The organism is Shewanella sp. BC20, assembly GCF_003129585.1.
Taxonomy (GTDB): domain Bacteria; phylum Pseudomonadota; class Gammaproteobacteria; order Enterobacterales; family Shewanellaceae; genus Shewanella; species Shewanella seohaensis.
The window spans coordinates 329083-349152 of the sequence record NZ_NHRI01000002.1 but is presented as its reverse complement, the minus strand read 5'-3'; the positions used below and the strand labels follow the sequence as shown (position 1 = coordinate 349152).

General features: G+C 46.8%; 17 protein-coding genes. 10 read left to right on the top strand and 7 right to left on the bottom strand.

From position 1 onward, the window contains the following. Positions 1-152: 152 nt before the first annotated feature. From CBX96_RS04135 to CBX96_RS04125, 3 genes are all read left to right on the top strand, one after another. Positions 153-668, top strand: a complete 516-nt coding sequence (locus CBX96_RS04135; RefSeq protein ID WP_086904218.1) for a murein L,D-transpeptidase family protein — start codon at positions 153-155, stop codon at positions 666-668. Between the two features lie 76 nt (positions 669-744). Further along, on the top strand, positions 745-1353 hold the full coding sequence (locus CBX96_RS04130; RefSeq protein WP_109285797.1) for a VOC family protein: 609 nt from the start codon (positions 745-747) through the stop codon (positions 1351-1353). A 236-nt stretch (positions 1354-1589) separates the two neighbouring features. Continuing rightward, entirely contained in the window at positions 1590-1850 is a 261-nt protein-coding gene (locus CBX96_RS04125; RefSeq protein WP_011626406.1) for a DUF5062 family protein, read from the top strand. Between the two features lie 69 nt (positions 1851-1919). Here CBX96_RS04125 and CBX96_RS04120 read toward each other — a convergent pair whose 3' ends face one another. Together CBX96_RS04120 and CBX96_RS04115 are read right to left on the bottom strand one after the other, a co-directional pair. Continuing rightward, positions 1920-2840: a M23 family metallopeptidase gene (locus CBX96_RS04120; RefSeq protein ID WP_181382134.1), complete on the bottom strand. Its 921-nt coding sequence runs from the start codon at positions 2838-2840 to the stop codon at positions 1920-1922. Positions 2841-2908: 68 nt separating this feature from the next. Further along, positions 2909-3784, bottom strand: a complete 876-nt coding sequence (locus tag CBX96_RS04115) for a 6-carboxytetrahydropterin synthase (protein ID WP_086904215.1) — start codon at positions 3782-3784, stop codon at positions 2909-2911. A gap of 582 nt (positions 3785-4366) precedes the next feature. Here CBX96_RS04115 and CBX96_RS04110 point away from each other — a divergent pair. Next, positions 4367-5368 (top strand): cytochrome-c peroxidase, encoded by a 1002-nt coding sequence (locus CBX96_RS04110; protein ID WP_109285796.1) that lies wholly within the window; start codon positions 4367-4369, stop codon positions 5366-5368. A gap of 138 nt (positions 5369-5506) precedes the next feature. Here CBX96_RS04110 and yejK read toward each other — a convergent pair whose 3' ends face one another. Then, positions 5507-6535, bottom strand: a complete 1029-nt coding sequence (yejK, locus tag CBX96_RS04105; protein WP_011622980.1) for a nucleoid-associated protein YejK — start codon at positions 6533-6535, stop codon at positions 5507-5509. Between the two features lie 77 nt (positions 6536-6612). Here yejK and CBX96_RS04100 point away from each other — a divergent pair, with 77 nt between their 5' ends. Together CBX96_RS04100 and CBX96_RS04095 are read left to right on the top strand one after the other, a co-directional pair. Continuing rightward, positions 6613-6831: a YejL family protein gene (locus CBX96_RS04100; protein ID WP_109285825.1), complete on the top strand. Its 219-nt coding sequence runs from the start codon at positions 6613-6615 to the stop codon at positions 6829-6831. A gap of 66 nt (positions 6832-6897) precedes the next feature. Beyond that, complete coding sequence (locus tag CBX96_RS04095) at positions 6898-8688, top strand: DUF3413 domain-containing protein (protein WP_109285795.1); 1791 nt, start codon at positions 6898-6900, stop codon at positions 8686-8688. A 128-nt stretch (positions 8689-8816) separates the two neighbouring features. On the opposite strand, the gene CBX96_RS04090 is transcribed toward CBX96_RS04095, so the two are convergent. Beyond that, entirely contained in the window at positions 8817-9929 is a 1113-nt protein-coding gene (locus tag CBX96_RS04090) for an NADH:flavin oxidoreductase/NADH oxidase (RefSeq protein ID WP_109285794.1), read from the bottom strand. A 101-nt stretch (positions 9930-10030) separates the two neighbouring features. On the opposite strand from CBX96_RS04090, the gene CBX96_RS04085 reads away from it, so the two are divergent. The 4 genes from CBX96_RS04085 to CBX96_RS04070 all read left to right on the top strand — a co-directional run bounded on the left by CBX96_RS04085 (position 10031) and on the right by CBX96_RS04070 (position 17711). Beyond that, entirely contained in the window at positions 10031-10897 is an 867-nt protein-coding gene (locus tag CBX96_RS04085) for a LysR family transcriptional regulator (protein ID WP_109285793.1), read from the top strand. 194 nt (positions 10898-11091) lie between these two features. Further along, positions 11092-12042, top strand: coding sequence for a GGDEF domain-containing protein (locus CBX96_RS04080; RefSeq protein WP_109285792.1), 951 nt, complete (start codon positions 11092-11094; stop codon positions 12040-12042). Between the two features lie 473 nt (positions 12043-12515). Continuing rightward, positions 12516-17285 (top strand): DUF3320 domain-containing protein, encoded by a 4770-nt coding sequence (locus CBX96_RS04075; protein ID WP_109285791.1) that lies wholly within the window; start codon positions 12516-12518, stop codon positions 17283-17285. 69 nt (positions 17286-17354) lie between these two features. Next, a complete protein-coding gene (locus CBX96_RS04070; RefSeq protein WP_109285790.1) occupies positions 17355-17711 on the top strand; it encodes a hypothetical protein in 357 nt (118 codons plus the stop codon). Positions 17712-18247: 536 nt separating this feature from the next. On the opposite strand, the gene CBX96_RS04065 is transcribed toward CBX96_RS04070, so the two are convergent. The 3 genes from CBX96_RS04065 to CBX96_RS04055 are packed head-to-tail and all read right to left on the bottom strand — an operon-like array spanning position 18248 to position 20069. Beyond that, positions 18248-19444: a phage integrase Arm DNA-binding domain-containing protein gene (locus tag CBX96_RS04065; protein ID WP_109285789.1), complete on the bottom strand. Its 1197-nt coding sequence runs from the start codon at positions 19442-19444 to the stop codon at positions 18248-18250. Further along, a complete protein-coding gene (locus CBX96_RS04060; protein ID WP_109285788.1) occupies positions 19444-19647 on the bottom strand; it encodes a hypothetical protein in 204 nt (67 codons plus the stop codon). The genes CBX96_RS04065 and CBX96_RS04060 overlap by 1 nt, the downstream gene beginning before the upstream one ends. Next, the gene (locus CBX96_RS04055) at positions 19644-20069 is read right to left on the bottom strand and encodes a hypothetical protein (protein WP_109285787.1); all 426 of its coding nucleotides are present in this window, start codon (positions 20067-20069) and stop codon (positions 19644-19646) included. Before CBX96_RS04055 ends, CBX96_RS04060 begins: the two co-directional genes overlap by 4 nt. Position 20070: the final 1 nt, after the last annotated feature.

Here is a 20070-nt window from a genome sequence, read left to right as displayed (position 1 = left end):
AAAACTTCCTTGCGATAAAAAGCGTTATCTTTTCCAAATCCCCAAAGTCTGCCATGCAATTGCCACTAGCTCAAAATTATCTACTCACATAGACATAAAATTGCGGTATGATGCGCGAAAAACCTATATCTGCGTCATTTTTAGAGGAATACATGCGCGTACCCCTACTCACTAAAACAATTACTGTGGCCATGACTCTCGCCGCACTGATTTCACCCCAAGTGCTCGCCTCATCGGGTATAGGTAAAGTCGATTTAGTGGTGATCACTAAGTCTGAGTCCAATATGGCGCTGTTAAGGGACGGCAAAATCCTCAAGCAATACCGTATTGCCATGGGTGACTTGCCTACGGGCCACAAGTTAACTGAAGGCGACCAACGTACGCCGCAGGGCCGTTATATTCTGGACTACAAAAAATCCGATAGCGCCTATTACAAATCGATCCATATTTCTTATCCTAATGAAGAAGATAAGTTAAGAGCCAAGGCGCTGGGGATCCGCCCGGGCGGCATGATCATGATCCACGGCCAGAACCCACGCTCACCTCTCTCGCCCGAGCAGGCGCAGCAATACAACTGGACCGACGGTTGTATTGCCATTACCAACGCCGAGATGGATGAAGTGTGGAAAGCCGTCGATGAAGGCACGCCCATCGAGATTTGGCCCTAAGCTTGATTAGCCTATGCGACTCAACGCCCAGTCAAATGGGCGTTTTTATTTGTATTCCCCGCTTTAAGGATGTTTTATGTCAACAATCAGTACAGAGGCTGCGGTATTCAGCTACGCCACCTTAGAACAGACATGGCCAGAGTTTGAGGCGAAGATCCTCACGTTTCTTAGCAGATTAGGCTTAGCGGACAAGGCGCTGCATTGCGATCATGTCGCCTTGAGAGTGAACAGCATCGCAGCAGCCGATGCACTTAAGCAGGCCTTTAGCGCACGCGGGCGGATCATCTCGGATAATCAAATTAATGGCCGTACGATCCTTATCATCGAACTGGATAAGCCCTTAATATTAGGTAGCTTTAGCATTGACTGCGTCGAACTGCCCTATCCCGGCGATACCCTCTATCCCCAAGAAGGCTGGGAGCATATCGAGCTGGTACTGCCATCCCATTCAAATGACTGCGACGGCCTAAGCCAAGAGCTGGCTCAGTTGAGCCCATCACTTGTGCCCTTACTCCAAGGGCAAGCGGCATCCTTAACCGAAGCGCCGATAAAAGTGAAATTCAGCTCGCCCAAGGGTGATAAAGAACGCTTAGCTAACCCCACCATTGCCTTTAAACAAGCCGATGTCTGTATCAAAATTCACCCGCACAGCATTAAAGCAGTTATCGCCAGTGAACGGGACTAACGGAAACAGCAATCTATGTGCGCTCCTTCTCGCAGGGAGTGTGAGCCCCATACCAATTACTGACAATCGCTTGCACAAAACAGGCAGTTTGAGAAAAAGTCAGCAACAATAAAGGGGGAAATAGTCTAGTTTATGACTATTAACGCTTTGATTCGCCATTAGGTTTTATCGAGTTTTGTGTTATCGACCACGGGAATGCCAGCAGGCTTCCCGTGATATCCATAAGGACGCAGCGCATGAAACCCCACAAGCATGAAGCACAGCTACTCAAACTCGCCTTGGAGATTGGTATCGGCTACGCTAAAAAACGCGGTTTTGATGACTTTGACAAAGGTGTGTCGCCCAAGGATAAAGTGGAATGTATTTATCGGCTGTTAGTGACCGATAATTTGATCCAACCCTTAGCCAAAGATAAGGAAGATGGCCCGAATATGAAGCACAAGCTGGTACTGTGGATCATCCGCCATTTGCCGACTGATCACCCGTTATTGCAATAAGCCCCAAGCATAAAAACAGGGCGCCAATAATTGGGCGCCCTGTGTGGAAATAAGAGTTAGACGCGGGAGTTACTTCGCGACTTTTTGCGCTTTTTGTGCTTTTTCCGCCGCCAGCACGGTCGCCATAGATGGCACTATGGTTGTCGGATCGAGGCGCATTTGAAACCAGTTCACTCGCCAATCTAAATGCGGGCCATTCGCTCGCCCTGTCGCGCCGACTTCTGCCACGGCTTGGCCTTGCTTAACGCTTTCCCCCGCATTGACATAGAGTTTGCTTAAGTGCAAAAAACTTGAACTCACGCCATAGCCATGGTCGATGATCATAGTGCCGCCCGAATAAAACATATCGGGAACCGACAGGCTAATCACGCCATCGGCAGGCGCAACGACCACAGTGCCGGTTTTCGCAGCGACATCCACCCCAAAATGTGGGTTGCCAGGCACATCGTTATAAATCCGCTGACTGCCATAGACGCCCGAGATCCTGCCGGTTAATGGCCAAATAAACGACTGTAGAAATGCCGTTTGCTCGCTAAAAGTGCCACGGGCCGCTTTCACCTGCGCCGTATCTTTAGCCGCTCGCTCCTGCGCCACGGGATCGGGCTTCATGATTTTATTGCTGATGCCCTTAACGCTTTGAATATTGTATTCGCGCTTAGTAACACTGAGCGGTTTGACTTCGGTTAAGCCATCGGGATAGACCAAGCGTAGTTCTTGACTCAGCTGCGCATCCCTATCAAAACCGAAGGCAAAATGGCCGTCTGGCGTTACTTTTAAAGCCTCACCGTTAAGACTTATCTGCGTGCCCGCCGGCGCTTTACCACGAATTAACGCGCCCTGCTCAAATTGCCCTTCAAAACTCACCTGTGCCTGAGTCGATAAGCTAAACAGGGTTAAGAGCGACAAGACTACCGCCTTACAACTGAGTGATGGTGTGTTCGGCAAGGTTTTAAACAACTTAGGCAGGGCATTGGGTACGGCGTTTAGCATCTTCTCAAAAATCCTTATTCAAACAATAACGCCCTAAAGATTAGGGCGTTATAAAAAAATCGACAGGGTTAATTACCTTTGCTCACTATGGCACCTTTACCCACACCTTCGTAGGCAATCACAGTAAATTGGCTCGATGGTACTTTTGCCACTAAAGTGGTCGCCATATAGTCGGCCAGCAATTCAACCGTTGTATCGTGCGGGATCAAATCACAACATTCCTTGGGCATGGCCAGTTGGAAATCCCCCTGCGGCGCTTGATAGTGGAAACCATAATGGCTGTCATCACTGATCCGCGTTTGTGGCGATAGGTTTAAGGTCTTCACTGACACTAAATCCTCCTCGCTACCGAGGTAGATATCGTGCCAACGCTTGGCCCAATATTCATCCCATTTCGGTGCCGGAATGCCGTTTTCAAACACTTGCACCGGACTGCGATGACCATGGGCAATCCGCTGGCAATTGCCATCGTGTTTACGTAAACCATGGCTGTAATGATAGTAGGGCGAATTGAGGATTTCATGCCTTAAAGTGAGGCTAATACCTTCAACATTATCGGGCAGAGTTTCCCGTAGTGCTTTTTGTAAAAAGGCGTTAACGCTTGGAATATCAATCTGTTCAGATGGAACGAGTGCAAAGGCTTGGGAAGGACAAGCTAAGTGGATCTCACCGAGCGCGCTATCGAAATCCATCCATACCCGATCGCCCTGTTGCTGCCAACGTACACCACTGTAGGCGGTCGGGACCAATAAACGATGATCGGCCACCGCATCAATTGTCTGCTTGATGGTCCGTTTCACTTTAGCGAAATCGAGCACCATATTTTGCTCGTCTAGGCCGCCTTCTAATACCACATCGACAATCCAGCTTTCCCCTACCATGCCACGCTTTGGGCAAAGATAGGAAAAATCGATCACGGTTAAATCTTTTACAAACAGTTGCATTGACTCTCCTCGGCAGAAAAACAGTCCGCCTTAATAGGGATTGCGCCACTTAGCGATGGCCGAGCACGCTCACTTGGCCATAACCAAGCTTACCCAAACAGTAAATAAGGATTCTAATCAATTCTGCCTCGCCCCGCGACAAATGAATCCGCTGTTAGGCGCTTTTTATCTGGATGACACAACAAATGCACAAGCATCGCACATGAGTTAGCCAATTCGCTGGCTAATTCGATGACTGAGTGAGCAAAACGCAAAATGCACTAATGCCACTCGCCCCGCCCAACAACGCGGAAAAATCTCGATAACGGCGTCAAGGATGTCACCGCTGAGCTAATAGCGATGAATAGGCAAGCGTAAATACAAGCTGGTTAATAGGCACTCGCGATTAGCAGATAAATTGCTAAACGAAACACCACTCACCCTATCGAGATAATCAAATAAAAACAGCGAATTAGCTCACAAAAACCTAATCCACAACTGCGATAGACCCAATCGAAACAAGGCGTTATCCCTAAGTCGATTAAGCCGTTAGTATCGCCCTATAAACCATACATAAAACAAGGTTAATAAGGGAGAGACCAGATGATAAAACTCACCGCTATCGCGATCAGTATTATGGCCATGTTAGGCGGACACTATGCTGTTGCTGCCGAACCGATTGAAGTAATTACGCCAGCTAAAATCACCGAGCCAGAAAAAGTCGAGCTGGGTAAGATGCTGTTTTTCGAACCCAGACTGTCGAAATCAGGCTTTATCTCCTGTAATTCTTGCCACAATCTTTCTACCGGCGGCGTGGATGCCCTGCCCACATCGATTGGCCACCATTGGCAAGAAGGTCCAATTAACTCCCCAACCGTGCTGAACGCCGACTTTATGCTGGCGCAATTCTGGGATGGCCGCGCCAGCGACTTAAAAGAGCAAGCCGCAGGACCGATTGCCAACCCGAAGGAAATGGGCTTTACCCATGAACTTGCCACCGAAACCATTGCCTCAATGCCCGCATACCGTGCTCGCTTCGCTAAGGTTTATGGCGATGAAAAAGTCGATATCGATCGTTTAACCGATGCCATTGCCGCCTTCGAAAAAACCTTAGTCACGCCGAATAGCCCATTCGATCAATATCTATTAGGTAAACAGGATGCGATTAGTAGCGAAGCCAAAGCCGGTTATCAACTGTTTAAGGACAAAGGTTGCGTCAGCTGCCACAATGGCCCCGCGGTTGGTGGCACTATGTTTATGAAGATGGGCCTCATCAAACCATTCCACACCAATAATCCTGCCGAAGGGCGTAAAGGCGTGACGGGCAAAGAAGCCGATAAATATGTGTTTAAAGTACCGACACTGCGTAATATCGAGCTCACTTATCCCTACTTCCACGATGGCAGTGTTTGGACGCTTGAAGAAGCGGTAAATACCATGGCGGATATTCAGTTAGGACAAAAGCTCACCGACAAAGAAACTAAGGAAATGGTGGCCTTTTTAAATTCGCTCACGGGTGAACAGCCGCAGATCGCCCTACCAATCCTGCCACCATCGAATAAAGCGACGCCGCGCCCTGTGCCATTTGCGGCAGCGACCAAGTAGGTCGAGCTAAGCGACGCTTCAGATAGGTCGCTTACGCGCAAAAGTTAAAGGCCGAGGATTCATCCTCGGCCTTTTTGTTTAATGTTCGATGGTTAAAAAGCTGGCGCTTAAAGCTTAAGCGATATTATCCAAGGCGGCCTATTCGCCCTTAAGACGTCTATCTAACTGATCTTTTAAGTTAGCGGGCACGCCTTTAATCAAGAGCGTGTCGGAAATCGGATCGTAAATCACCCGCTGACCTAAATGGCCACCATCGAAACTAATAGTGACGCCGCCACCGGTACCCGAAAACTTCTTCAGCTGTCTTAAGGTCGATTTATCGGCGGGAAATTCTTCATCCAGCTCATAGCTACCGCCACGGGCAAAATCATAGAAAGACTCCATACCTTGGTCGGCGAGTTCATCGGCTAAATCTTTGATCTCAATGTCAGCGCCTTCATCGAAACGCTCGGAGCAATACTCAAACACTTTGTTACGGCATTGCTGACGTTCTTCTTTAGTCAGATCGCTGCTGGCCACAAAATCTTCCACCGCATTCATTAGGGTCTTATTTTGCGCCTTAGTATTTACGCCCTCGACACACCCCATAAAGTCGAGGAAGAAGTCCGCCACCTTACGGCCTGCACGTCCACGGATAAAGGAGATGTACTTGCGGGAATCCTTATCGGCCTGCCATTCAGTAAGGTCGATACGCGCCGCTAATTGAATATTACTTAAATCTAAGTGGTTGTTTTGCGACAGTTCCATATCATCGAGTACCGTCATCGATGATTTGGCACTCAGCAGCGCCACAAACAAAAAGTCACTCGCCATGCTGGTATAGCAGGACATCAACAAGAAGCCGCCTTGGCTAAAATCATATTTAGCCAACTCTTCCTGCAACAACTTACTGGCTTGGCCGGTAAATTCGACGAAGCCTAAATCCCCTGCACGGTATTCCTGCAACGCATTCGAAAAGGCCGGATTAGCCTCACCGTCATCACCATGGATACCAAAATAGCCAAATCCTTTGCCGGATTTGCTGGTATAAGTCTGATGCAACTCTTCCAGCATCATCTCGACAGCCTGACTGTTCAGCAGAGGTTGAGGACGTAAACGGCAGCGTAATTGACCCTGACTGTCCTGGGAAATCTCGTGAATAATTGCTTGTTCGATGTTAATACTCATAAGCCCTGATAGTGATGCTGGAATAAATCCGCTATTATATGCCGCTAATCCATTCCAAAGTGAAACATTTTTTGATTATGGCAATCCAATCGAAATACTCAAACACACAAGTTGAATCATTAATCGCCGAAATTTTAGCGGTACTCGAAAAGCACAAAGCTCCTACTGACTTAAGCCTGATGGCGCTAGGCAACTGTGTCACTCACCTGCTCGAGCGCAAAGTGCCAAGCGAATCTCGCCAAGCGGTCGCCGAACAATTTGCGAAAGCGCTCGCACAATCGGTGAAATCCAATTAAGTTAGTCGAGTAACAATGATTAAAACAGCATAAGATACAACGCCTTTTAGGAATAAGCGGATCACTATGGTCGAGCGAAAAAAACAAATGAGCCGCGATCGCGTATCGCGACTCATCAACTGGGGACATTGGTTCGCCTTCTTTAATGGCCTGTTGGCCATGATTGTCGGCACACGCTATCTCAGCAGTGTGGGTTATCCCGAAACCTGGTTTGGCTGGGGCTATCTCGCCGTCAGCACCATTGGCCAGTTCAGTTTTCTTGCTTTTATCGCCTACTTGATCTGCCTATTCCCACTGACCTTAATCTTGCCTTACTCCAAGATTTTAAGGGGCTTAGCGGCAGTTATCGCCACCTTAAGCCTGTGTATCTTATTGTATGACACCATAGTGTATGCCGATTATGGCATGCACTTGAGCCCCTTCGCCTTTGACTTAGCCTGGGCCGATTTAAATGCCCTGCTCCACGGCACCTCTTATATTGTGACGCCCATTGCCATTTTGGTGATTGAGCTAACGGCGGCTAACTTCCTGTGGAAACGGATTGAGAAAATCCAAAAGCTGAATCTTGGCAATAAGGTCATTACCTTGATTGGGGTGTGTTTTGTCAGCAGCCATTTGATCCACATTTGGGCCGACGCGGCCTATATCACCGAAATTACCCGTTTCGATGATACTTATCCGCTGTCATACCCCGCCACGGCTCGCTCCTTTATGGAAAGCCATGGGATTGATGGTTCTTCGCAATCGGATGACGAAGCTAATCATGCGACCAGCACGCTCAGTTATCCTGCACAACCACTACAATGCCAAGCCGACAGCAAACCCAATGTGTTAATGCTGACCATCGACAGCTTACGTGCCGACATGGTGGACGCTAAGACCATGCCGTTTTTACATCAGTATACTGAGCAGAATCAGAGTTTTACTCAGCATTACAGTGGCGGCAATCAATTTAGAACTGGCATGTTCTCCCTGCTCTATGGCTTACAAGGCAGCTATGGCGATGCGCGCATCTTCAATAGCACTAGCCCAATCATGACCCAAAGCTTTAGACAGGCGGGTTATCAGCTTGGCTTATTTATCCCCGAAACCAATCTGAATTTACGCTCGGCGCAGGCCATGTTTAATGACTTTACCCCCGTCATCGCCAAAGAAACCAATGGCAGTGCCGATGCGGATTTACGCAGCGTAAGCCACTTTAAGCAATGGCAAAGCGTGCAGCAGAGCCCATGGTTTGCCCTCGTCAATCTAAAGGCGCCGGAGAATTTTGACACTCCAGTCGGCTTCCTTGGCATCGAAACCGTCAAGGCCGATGCGAATTTGAAACCGGCGCAAAAGGTGCTGTTTAACCAATATCGCCAATCGTTGAATTTTATTGATAAGCAAATCCAAGCGATAGTGAGTGAGTTGCCAAGCGATACCTTAGTGGTGATCACCGGCGTTAATGGCAAAATTTTCACCAGCAACAGCGACGAAGCCCAGCGCAATCTGTCTCCCGAGAGTGTCAGAGTGCCTATGGTCATCCATTGGCCCAATGTCGGTGCCAGTAAGGTTAAATACCGCACGAGTCACTATGGCGTAGTGCCTACCTTAATGACCCATATCTTAGGTTGCACCAATAACACCACTGACTACAGCGCAGGCCGTAGCCTGTTACAGCCAAGCCAAGAGACCTGGATTTACATCGGTGACAGTCGCATATTTGCCATTTACCAACAGTCGGAAATCACCGTCATCGACCGTCATGGTAAATACCGCATTTACGATGAAAACTTTGAACACAGACTGCATAAGAAGATGAGTGCGCCTGAGCTTATCCAAGTGATGCGAGAAGGCCGTCGCCTCTACAATCATTAGGTAAAGCGTCACTAAGCCAGCAAATCGTTCAGGCTGTTATCGCCCCGTGTAAAAGTTTGCGTTAAAGCGAGAATAAACAAAAAGCCCCACCTTAAGCGTGGGGCTTTTTATTTGGCGAATAACTCATATCAATCTATGGATGATTCCGCTTTCACGGTGGAATAACGTTCTAACCAATGAGCGTAGGATGAAGGTAACACCCAAGATGGACGCGAGACCTTTAAGGTTTGCGCCGCTTGATAAGGCCAGTGAGGGTTAGCCAAGAATGCTTTACCTATCATCACTAAATCCATTTGCTGATCTTGAATCGCTTGCTCCGCATGGTGAGGATTATCCATGCCCCATGACGTTGCCACCGGGAAACCCACTTCCCGACGCACTCGCTCGGCGATAGGCGCCAAAAAGGCCGGGCGCCAAGGAATATTGGCCGTAGGTGTTGAAAAACAAATACTGACGTTAAGCATATCGAGGCCCGCGCGCTTAAATTGCTTTACCAAGGCGATGGATTCACTCAGGGTTTGCTCGTCTTTATCATCAAATTCAATCACACCAAAGCGCGCCGTTAACGGCAAATGCTCAGGCCAAACCGCCCTCACCGCCTCCACTGTCTCGATAAGGAAACGGCCTCGTCCTTCGGCATCACCACCGTATTCATCGGTTCTTTGGTTGGCGTAGGTAGAGAAGAAGCTTTGCGCTAAATAGCCGTGGGCAAAATGCAGCTCTAACCATTCAAACCCAGCGTCGAGCGCCCGCTTGGCCGCCGCCACAAAATCGGCTTTCACGCGCTGAATATCATCAATCGTCATGGCTGTCGGTACTTTGCCAAGGTTAGCGCCAAATGCCACGGCCGATGGCGACAATGTTTGCCAGCCTTGCTCCCCCTCAATATGGTCATCCCCTTCCCAAGGAATGTTGGCACTGGCTTTACGACCAGCATGGGCGATTTGGATCCCCGCCACCGCGCCAGCCCCTTTAATCGCCGAGGCGATGTTGGCTAAGCCCGCAGCTTGTTCCTCGTTCCACAATCCTAAGCAGCGCGGAGTGATCCGCCCCTCTGGCGATACGGCAGTCGCCTCAACCACCACTAAGCCTGCGCCGCCGCGAGCAAGACTCGTGTAATGTACTTGATGCCAATCGTTACTCAGCCCGTCGTGAGCCTGATACTGGCACATAGGTGCCACGGCAATGCGGTTTTTAAGCGTGATATCTTTTAATCTAAAAGGAGAAAATAGCTGGGTCATTTGACAGTCCTAACCATGGGTTAACTATGATGAGGACAGACTAAAACGAACCTGCCATAATTAAAAGCATTAGCTTATTATAGGTTCTATAAGATTTCATTATGATAAACCCACAATGGCTCAATACCTTTGCAGTGTTAGTGGAAAAGGGAAACTTTACCCGCACGGCCGAAGCCATAGGTATCACCCAAGCAGCGGTCAGCCAACATATCAGTCGCTTAGAGGAAGAATACGGCACTCTCTTTTTACGCCGTAGCCGCCAACTCGAAATCACGCCCGTTGGTGAGCATTTGTTGAGTTACGTCAAAGACATAAACTGCGCCGAGAAGCGATTACAGCAAAAACTCATTCAAGACGATGCCCATATTGGCGAGATAAGCCTTATCACGCCTGGCAGTATTGGCTTAACGCTCTACCCGTTACTTTTGCAGCTGCAAACGCAGTTTTCGCAGCTAAAAATTCACCATCGTTTTGCCCCCGATAATGAAATCCTCTCAGCCATTCTCGCAAATCAACATGAGCTAGGGATGGTGACCTTTAAGCCGTCGGATCCTTGTATCAGCAGCAGCCATTTTACTGAAGAACCCCTCGAGCTAGTTGTGCCTGCCGGGCATAAAATTACCAGCTGGCAAGATTTGCAGCGCCTAGGATTTATCTCTCACCCCGATGGCGAAGCCATGGCCACCCGCTTATTAAGCCGCAAATATCCAGGAAGTCCTGGCATCCAAGAGATCCCCTGTAAAGGGTTTATCAATCAGATCAGCTTAATTCTCGAGCCCGTCGCCAAGGGGCTCGGCTTTACCGTGATCCCTCGCTATGCCCGTAAAGCCTTTGAACGACAAGATGAAATCTATGTGGTTGAGTGTGGCAGCCCAGTGGTAGACACCATTTGGCTGATCCACAGAGCCGAGTGGCCTTTGTCTCGCAGGGCACAAACGGCCATCGCTTACTTAAAAAGCCAGATTTAGCCTAAAACCGATAGATGGAAATGCCACGGCGAAAGGCGTTAAACCGGCAAACTGAACGCCTCGCAATAAAAACTAGCTATTTTAGAGCAACATAATTAATTGAATATCGGACAGATTTATTTTAATGGGTTATATTAACAACCATAAAGAGTACCCCATGTTGTTAGAACTCATTCATTGCACGGCTGCGATCCATGACAAAAAATGCCCCACAACACACAGAAGCGGGTTCCGATACCAACCATAGTCAGGCCATTGATACTATTTTGAATAGTCTCGATGCGCTGGTTTATGTCTCTGATTTAGCCACCTATGATCTGCTCTATCTCAATGACTACGGTGTATCGGCTTGGGGTGAGGCAAAAGGTAAAAAATGCTATCAAGTGCTGCAATCGAGACAAAGTTCACCTTGTCAATTTTGTACTAACCCTAAGCTGCTAGATGACAAGGGAAACCCTGCTGGCGTCCATGTGTGGGAGTTTCAAAATACGCAAAATAAGCGTTGGTACCAATGTCGCGATCAAGCCATTCGTTGGACCGATGGCCGATTAGTGAGAATAGAAATCGCCACCGATATCACCGAACGCAAGCAGATGGAGCAAGCGCTCATAGAGGCAAAATCCACGGCCGAACGCCTTGCCGATACTGACGAACTGACCCAGCTCTATAATCGCCGGGCTTTTTTCAATCTCGGTCGTCAAATCGCGCAGCAAGCCCAACAACCGCTGGCCTTTATCATGTTCGATATTGACCATTTTAAGCGAATTAACGACCACTGGGGCCATGCGATGGGGGATGCAGCGCTTATCCATATCGCAAAATTGACGCAAACCAAACTGAGATCCCTGGATATTCTCGCCCGCCTCGGGGGCGAAGAATTTGGCCTGATTTTACCCAACACTCACCATGAGCAAGCATGGCAAGTGGCAGAGTCAATTCGCCATGGGTTTGATACGCAGCCACTGCTGCTTGACGGCCACAGCATTCACTGCACCGCAAGTTTTGGCATTGCATCCTTAAGCTTGCCTCAAGTCAATCATCCCGATGAGGCACAAACCCTGTTAGAGACCCTTTTCAATAATGCCGATCAGGCCATGATGCAAGCCAAACGCGCAGGTAGGAATCAAGTCTGTGATGCGGCATAACCTATTGCAAAGATGTCCATTGCAAAGAAGTTAGGCCTTTTAAATTCAGTGCAAGACTCAAGATGGGATAAGCATTTTGCAGTTTTTATCGTTATAGTATCCCCTAAAGAGTCCTAAAGAATTTTTTATCAACGAACTTAATATCCCATTTTGATATAGGTACACCTCAAGCTATATGCTAGTTAAGCGACTTTATTTAATGTTGAAAAGCATCTTCACAATCTTGGATTATTCACTCTAGTGCAAAACTTGGATACTCAACTTTGAATGCGCAATATTTAGATCCCATCAGTGTTTTGTAAGGCAAACGAAAAACGAAATTAATCCATCACTTTTATCAGTGTTGTTAACACAACTCTAGTCAATGCGCTTGAAGGTAAATTGAAAGCGCATTATGTTATTGTTTCAATTTGAATGGCCGGAATTAACAGTTCCGGATTTATGGGTTCAGCATATCTCGGAGATGGATATTTATGGTTGTCGACCAGCAACTGGAACGTGCGCGTCTTGAATTACTAGATATGGGTCTTCGAGCTAACCCTCAACTGAATTACCGAAGTGGCAGTAAAGCCCTCGACATTATTGATGAACAATCCGCCAAAATCTTTGAAATACTGGTTGAGCAACAAAACTCTCTCAGCTTTTTACCGCTGCCAGAAGTTTATCAGCAAAAAATTGCCGACAGCGAGGATGAAGGCTCATTCTTTCAGAACGATGATAATTCGGAATTACCACCTCTCGATTTATACCTTGAACAGAAAAAGGGAGCGGCTCGCTTCACCGACAAATACCTTCAAACAGGATTAGTGCCAGCCAAACTTGATAAAGCACTGCTGAAACTAGAAACCGAAGCCCATACAATGCTTCAAGAGCAAGGGGTCGAAGTTCTGTATTTAGCACTTGGTTTTCTACAGTGGAATGAACCAACAAACTCATCAGTCTCAAGGTATGCTCCTTTAATTTTAATCCCTGTTCAACTGATTCGATCGTCTGCCAGAGATAGCTTTAAATTGCGTTACACAGGCGAAGAACTGGGCTCAAACCTGACCTTGGCGGCAAAGCTCAGAACAGAATTTAAGTTACTGCTGCCAACCTATTCTGATGAAATGACAGTCTCGGATTATTATCAGGCGGTAACAGATGCAATTACGGCACAACCGTCCTGGAGGGTGCATCAGGATAAAATTGGTTTAGGGCTGTTCTCTTTTGGCAAGTTTCAGATGTATATGGACCTTGACCCATCCGGCTGGCCTGAAGGAAAAAAACCATCCCAGTTACCTTTGATTGGCCGCTTATTCCGGGATGGTTTTGATCACAATGCAGAAATCAATCCAACTGATCTGAATCATCCTGAAAAGCTCCATTTGGTAAAAGACGCAGACTCCAGTCAGATTGAAGCCATTTTAGCCATGAAATCTGGTACAGACCTGATTATTCAAGGCCCACCTGGCACAGGCAAATCCCAAACCATCACCAATATTATTGCTGAAGCCGTTGCTTTGGGTAAAAAAGTGCTGTTTGTGGCGCAAAAAATGGCAGCACTTGAGGTGGTGAAAAAACGCCTTGATGAAACTCATTTGGGCTTTGCCGTACTGGAACTACACAGCCACAAAAGTACGAAAAGAGCTGTGCTGGAATCTATTGCTGAATCGCTCGAACAAGGACGGCCACAAACCGGAAACCGCCAGCAAGAACTGTCAGATTTGGCAGAATCAAAAGCCTCACTGGATGCTTATGTCCATGCCATTCGCGCCCCAGTTTTGCGTAGTAGTCTCAATTACATTGAAGCTTTAGGCTCTCTGTTGCAGTTGAAAACAAAGAATCCCGAAAGCTCTTTACCTACTTTGCCTTTTAGCTGTTTTGAACAATGGACAGCTGAGCAATACAGCAATGCCAGAAAGCTGGTGGCCGAATTAGTGCAGCAACTGGAACGTGTTGGTGTGCCTGCAGCTCATCCTTTTGCAATGTCTGGCCGCACTGACTTTTCTCCAGCATTGCAGCAAGCTTTAACATCAGCTTTGGCTGAAATAAGCCAGCTACTTAATCAACTTGATGCACAAACTCAAACCGTCAGTGCATTTCTGAAGCTTGAGAAACCACAAAGCTTGCAGCAAGTTACCCCACTGATCGCAAGAACAAGCTGGCTATCCGAAGTGCCGGACCTTAAACAGGTTAAGGTAAATAACCCTTTATGGGCTGTTGAACAAAAACGGATCGATAACGGCCTGGCTTGTTTAGCCAATTTCTTAAGCCTCAAAACCAGCTGCGAACAACACTTTATCACTCAGGCGCTTGATGCCGATTTGCTGAGTATCCGCCAGGGCTTGATTGGCAAAACAGATAAATGGTGGCGTTTCCTGTCGTCCAGCTATCGACAGGCAAAAGCTAACTTAGCAGGACTTTGGCATGGCACCTTGCCTGCTTCGTCTACCGACTGGCTCACTGCATTAGATACTGCCTTAGCCTACCAAAGCGCGAAAAAAGAACTGGCCAGCTACAGCGCTATTTTGTCTGAAGTCTTTGGCACACAGTGGCAAGGCGAATTTTCAGAGCATGCTGAGTTAACCCAAATCCATAGCTGGATCAACGCCTTTTATGCAAAGGTAACGAGTCTTGAATTGTCGCAGCCATTGGCTGAACTGATTGATACAGGCGTTGATAAAAAGCTGCTGCGCGATCAGGCGAACTCTCTGGCAACACTCTGCAAAGCCATCGAAGCGCAGACACAAACGCTGCAAGAGCTGATACAAATCCACAACAGCAATCCAAACCACGATTTAGCCACCATGCAATTTACCCAGCTCAATGCTTTGTTAGAAGGCTGGAAAAACTCTGCCCTGCTCTACGATTTCGCGCGATACAACCAGATTATTCAGGCCTTTGACTCCTATAAAATCAAAGCTTTCGCTGAACTGGCGTACTCATGGCATACAGCTCCAGACTTGCTAATGACGGTATTCGAGCTTAGTTATTACCGTGGTTTGGTTGATCATGCCTACGACAGCTCGGAAGCCATACGGCGCTTTGACCGCAATAAACATGAGCAAAGCCTGCGTGACTTTAAACGTATTGATGGCAACAGTCTGTTTTTCGCCCAGGAGCTGTTGGTGAACACCTTGTACGAGCGCTTACCCAAGAAAACAGCGAAAGGGGAAATGGAATTAGTGCTGCGGGAAATGGGTAAGAAAAAGCGCCATATTCCTATCCGAAAACTGCTGGCTGAAGCCGGTAACGTGATCCAGCAAATAAAACCTATTTTTATGATGAGCCCTATGTCCATCGCCACCTACCTGAAACAAGGAGCTTTGGATTTTGAGCTGGTGATCTTTGATGAAGCCAGCCAAATTCCAGCCCCTGATGCCTTGGGCGCTATGCTACGTGGGCGGCAGGTGATTGTGGTGGGTGACAGCAAGCAAATGCCACCAAGCAACTTATTTGGTAAAGCCGTTGAACTGGAAGAAGAAGAGCTGGAAAGCAGCGCCACTGCAGAAATGGAAAGTATTCTGGCACTGATGGAAGCCCGTGGTGCGGCAAGCAAAATGTTGCGCTGGCATTATCGCTCCCGCCACGATTCACTGATTGCAGTGTCCAACGACCAGTTTTATAAAAACAAGCTAGTGGCCTTTCCAAGCCCAGGGTTTCACCCTGATGCAACAGGGCTGAAGTTTCATCACTTGCCGGAAACCCATTACGACAAAGGCGGTTCACGCACCAATCCGGGCGAAGTAAAAGCTGTGGTAGCGGCCGTATTTAACCATGCGTTAAGCAAACCTCACCTGTCCTTGGGTGTGGTGGCTTTTAGCCTTTCGCAGCGTGATGCCATTTTACTTGAGCTGGAAAAAGAGCGCCGCTTACACCCTGAAACCGACGAATTCTTTGCACGATATGCAGGTGGCGATGAGTTTTTTGTAAAGAACCTGGAGAACGTACAAGGCGACGAACGCGACGTTATCTACATCAGTATTTGTTATGGTAAAACCAGCACAGGCCAACTCAGCCAAAATTTTGGCTTGTTGAATAAACCCGGTGGTGAACGGCGCTTAAACGTGTTGATCTCACGCGCCCGTCTGGCGATGGAAGTCTTTGCCAACTTCAAAGGTGATGAATTAAAAGTTGAAGCAGACAGCCCATTTGGTGTGCGTTCGCTGCAAATCTTTTTACAATTTGCCGAATCAGGCCAGTTGAACAAAGCCCATGAAAAAGATCAGGAACAAAACTTTGCTTTTGGTGCCTTGCTGCATCAGGCGATCCAGCGTTTAGGTTATCAGGTAGCCACCCGGGTCGGCAGTCAGGGTTATTACATCGACTTAGCCATCAAACATCCGGAAGACCCAAGTAAATTTGTATTGGCGCTGGAATATGACGGCGCTGGATATTACCAGGCCGCTTCAGCCCGCGACCGCGAACGGCTGCGGCAAAGTGTGCTGGAAGGTCTTGGTTGGAGCTTTGAGCGTATTTGGTCCACCGACTGGTTTCGCGATCCAGAAGCTGAGTTACATCGCCTGAAAGTACTGATAGATAAAGCCATAACACAGCACAACGAACTGATGGTATCGATGGCGGCACAAGCCTATAGCACTAAAAAAGTGGAGCACAAAGCTGTGGTACAGGAGGCCATCGCAACGCCAATAATACGGATTGAAGAAGAACAACCAGAATTTGAAGCCTGCACTACGCCCTATAGAAAAGCCGATGTATCTAAACTTAATATTCCACATGTCGATGATTTCAGTGCCATCCCTTTAAGTACGTTGGTATATGCAGTTGAACGAATTGTTGAAACTGAATACCCAATATTCACTAGCCTAGTAGCAACTCGTTTAGCCAACGCCGCAGGACTGACAAGGGTTGGAGCCAAAATTAAACGCACTGTAGATCAGGCCATTTCAGGCGCTGTTGCTAAAGGATTCATCAAATTAGATAGCGATGAAGTGTTATGGCCGAATGGACGAAGTACAGTTAAGTTAAGAAACTGGAACAGCGTCGACACAGCCACCCGTAAGCTGGAAAACGTCTGTGATGCAGAGCTCACCAACGCCTTATTGCTGACAGTGCAAGACGCTCATGCCATTAGCATGACTGATGCGGCTTCTGCAGCGTTGGGGCTATTGGGTTTTCAACGTGCAACAGCTCAGGCAACTGAGCGGATGAGCAAGTTGGCACAGATTCTGTGTGATAAAAATGTGTTAGTTTGTGAGAATGAACGGCTGAGAATATCAATATCAAAGCCTTCATTGTCCTAAGAAGAAAGAACTTAAATTAACGCCAGCACTAAACTTTAACAACTGGTTATTTTTACATTGGGTAATAAAATGCTAATAGACACCGACTTAATTTTTGATGAAATACAGGGATATGAGTTCTATCACAAATGTGAAGTAAAGGCCGTCATAGATGATAAAGTAAAAGGAGAAGATGGTGAGATTCTTGAGTTCTATGAAAATATTGAATATTTAATAGAGGAGTTTGATGAAGTCATTGTTCTACGTAAAAAACTAACCCTAATGGAACTGGAAGACTTTCGGGACTATATCGAAAAAAAAGGAGATATAGAAATCCTCAAAACGATTGATAAGCAAATAGAAGAGGCCAAGCTAGCAGGGGCCTGTATTACATTCGCATGCTTACACAATGATTCTTTTTATGATTTGCATGTATTTAGAGACTAAAAATAGCTTTTATCTCCAGCATTATGATTAAATAGCAAAGGTATTTTTGGGCACTTTAAAAAGTAGACAATTTTTTATAAAAATATAAAAACCTGAAAAATTCGAAATGTAAGCTTAGCAAGGCTGCCTACTTTTGTTTAAAAAAGGTATTCAACTCCACCAAATCAGCCTTGAATACTTATGTTTATTTACTAGATAAGTAAACGCGATGAATTAAAGTCGTTGCTAAGTTTATAGCCTTCGAGGTTAATGCGAATGCAACCATCCGGTCTGTTGACAGTCCAAACATAGCTAAATTCCAGACACAAAAAAGCCCGCAATTGATTTAGATTGCAGGCTTTATTGTTTATGAATTTGGTCGGTATGAGAGGATTCGAACCTCCGACCCCTGACACCCCATCACAACGAACAGTAGTATGGTAACTGTCTAATATAAATGGTTTTTACCTTCGTTTTCGTCTCTAAATTAGACTCGTAAAAATGGATTTTCAGGATTATACGAATCAAGCACTTACACCCTAGTTTTGCGAGTGCTATCAGGCCTGCATTTTGATTTCTGCGAATGGTACCTCAACCCACTCTACATGGTTTTGTGTATAGATCTTTGTGCTCTTGGCATCGGTATGCGCCATTCGTGATTGAGGGTCTACGCCCTGGATATCGAATAAATGAGCTGCCAAGGCACGTATTTCATGGAATGTCGGCCGTTCTGCTGGTTCCAAGTGATTACAACACCCTACTTCATCTCGTAATGCTGAAAATGCACGGCTGATATAATCAGGGCTTAACTGCGAAATATGGTTCACTTCTTTGCTTAAACCATTAGAGCGTTTTGTGGGTAAACGGTGAACCACATAAGGACTCACAATTTTATCTCGACTACGGTCGATGATCCGCTTAAGTTCATCACCAATAGGTATGGCCACATGAGCAGCCTCCTTGCCCTCAATCTTTTGTCGATGGATGTAGAGCGTACCAAACACATTGCCAAACGGTGTGATTTGAGGTGAATCAAACCAATAGCAGCCACAGCTCTTACTATTTGGCTTCTTTAGTGAGTACTGAATGCGAGATATTTCTAGGCGAGCATGAGTGGTTTGCAATGATAGATCCATCGCAGTTTGCAGCCACAACGGTGCTTGATCATAAATAGCCTTAAACCATTCTATTTTCAAACGATGGCGCTGCTTACTCTTTACCCTGCGCATCTTTTTGTTCACTGCGGGGTTTAAAGGCATCAAGCTTTCATCCGCAGCATATGAGAACAGTTTCTTAAGCCAGCTCACCTTGCGGTTTTGCACGTTCGCACTGCTATCTGAATGGAATCTCGCTATATAGTCATTAACATGCTTTAACGTGATTAAGGACCCGGGCGTTTCAGCAAAAAACAGTATGCACCGCTGCGCATCATTCTCCATTGTTTTCACTAGGTCAGCAGAGGGTTGCTCATCGGCAACAATACGTTTCAGTAATGCGGGAATATGCTCAGAGAAAGGCAATTCATTAGGATAGTCACCTTGTGGCGTGTCCAATAAATCACTCACTTTCAAGCCGACCCTTGGTCTTGCTATCAGGTTATATTCTTTTGCGATCGAGATAGCGGCATCTCTATCACTACCTAAAGATCTGAATTTACCGCTAATCAACTTAATACGATACGTCCCCCAACGAGCATCATAATAAAGATGCTCGGGTAGATTGATTAAAGGTTTTTTCCGTGGTCTAGCAGCCATTATTCCCTCAACAACTCTTGAACTGTCTTAGATACATTAGAATCGACGCCCGCTCTTTCGGTATCAAATACATAGGTATTGCCATCAATCACCCTGCCAGCAATTACATTACGCTCAACCCAGCGACGTATCGTCTTATTATCAGGGATCGACCCTTCTGCAAACTCACGTTTTGCCCAAGCCATCGCCTTCATTAGCTTCATAGTGCGCCCCTTGGTTTCATCAAGCATAGAGCCATACGGCAAGCTGAGGATTCACGTAATTCATTTGCACTGTAACCAACTGTTAACCCGCCCGAATCCGCAGCCTTTTCTCTCAATAAGCCCTGAGAAACCAAAGCACTTCTCAATGAATGGTTTGATATCCGCCCTTCTGCAGAGGCTTTCTGTAAGCTATCACCTCTTTTATATGCTGCAACGGCAATTTCAATGCTGCGTTCTTTACCCTTTTTAAGCTCTGCACGCTTAAGCTTTATTTTTTGCAGTTTGCAATACACACACTCACCATGGCTGTTTGCATAACGTAACGACTGACCACACACATGCACATGGGCTGATTCAAACTTGGTCATGCCAGCAGCCTTCGCCTTAGCCACTTCTTCTTTAATCGAAATTGTACTGGTCATC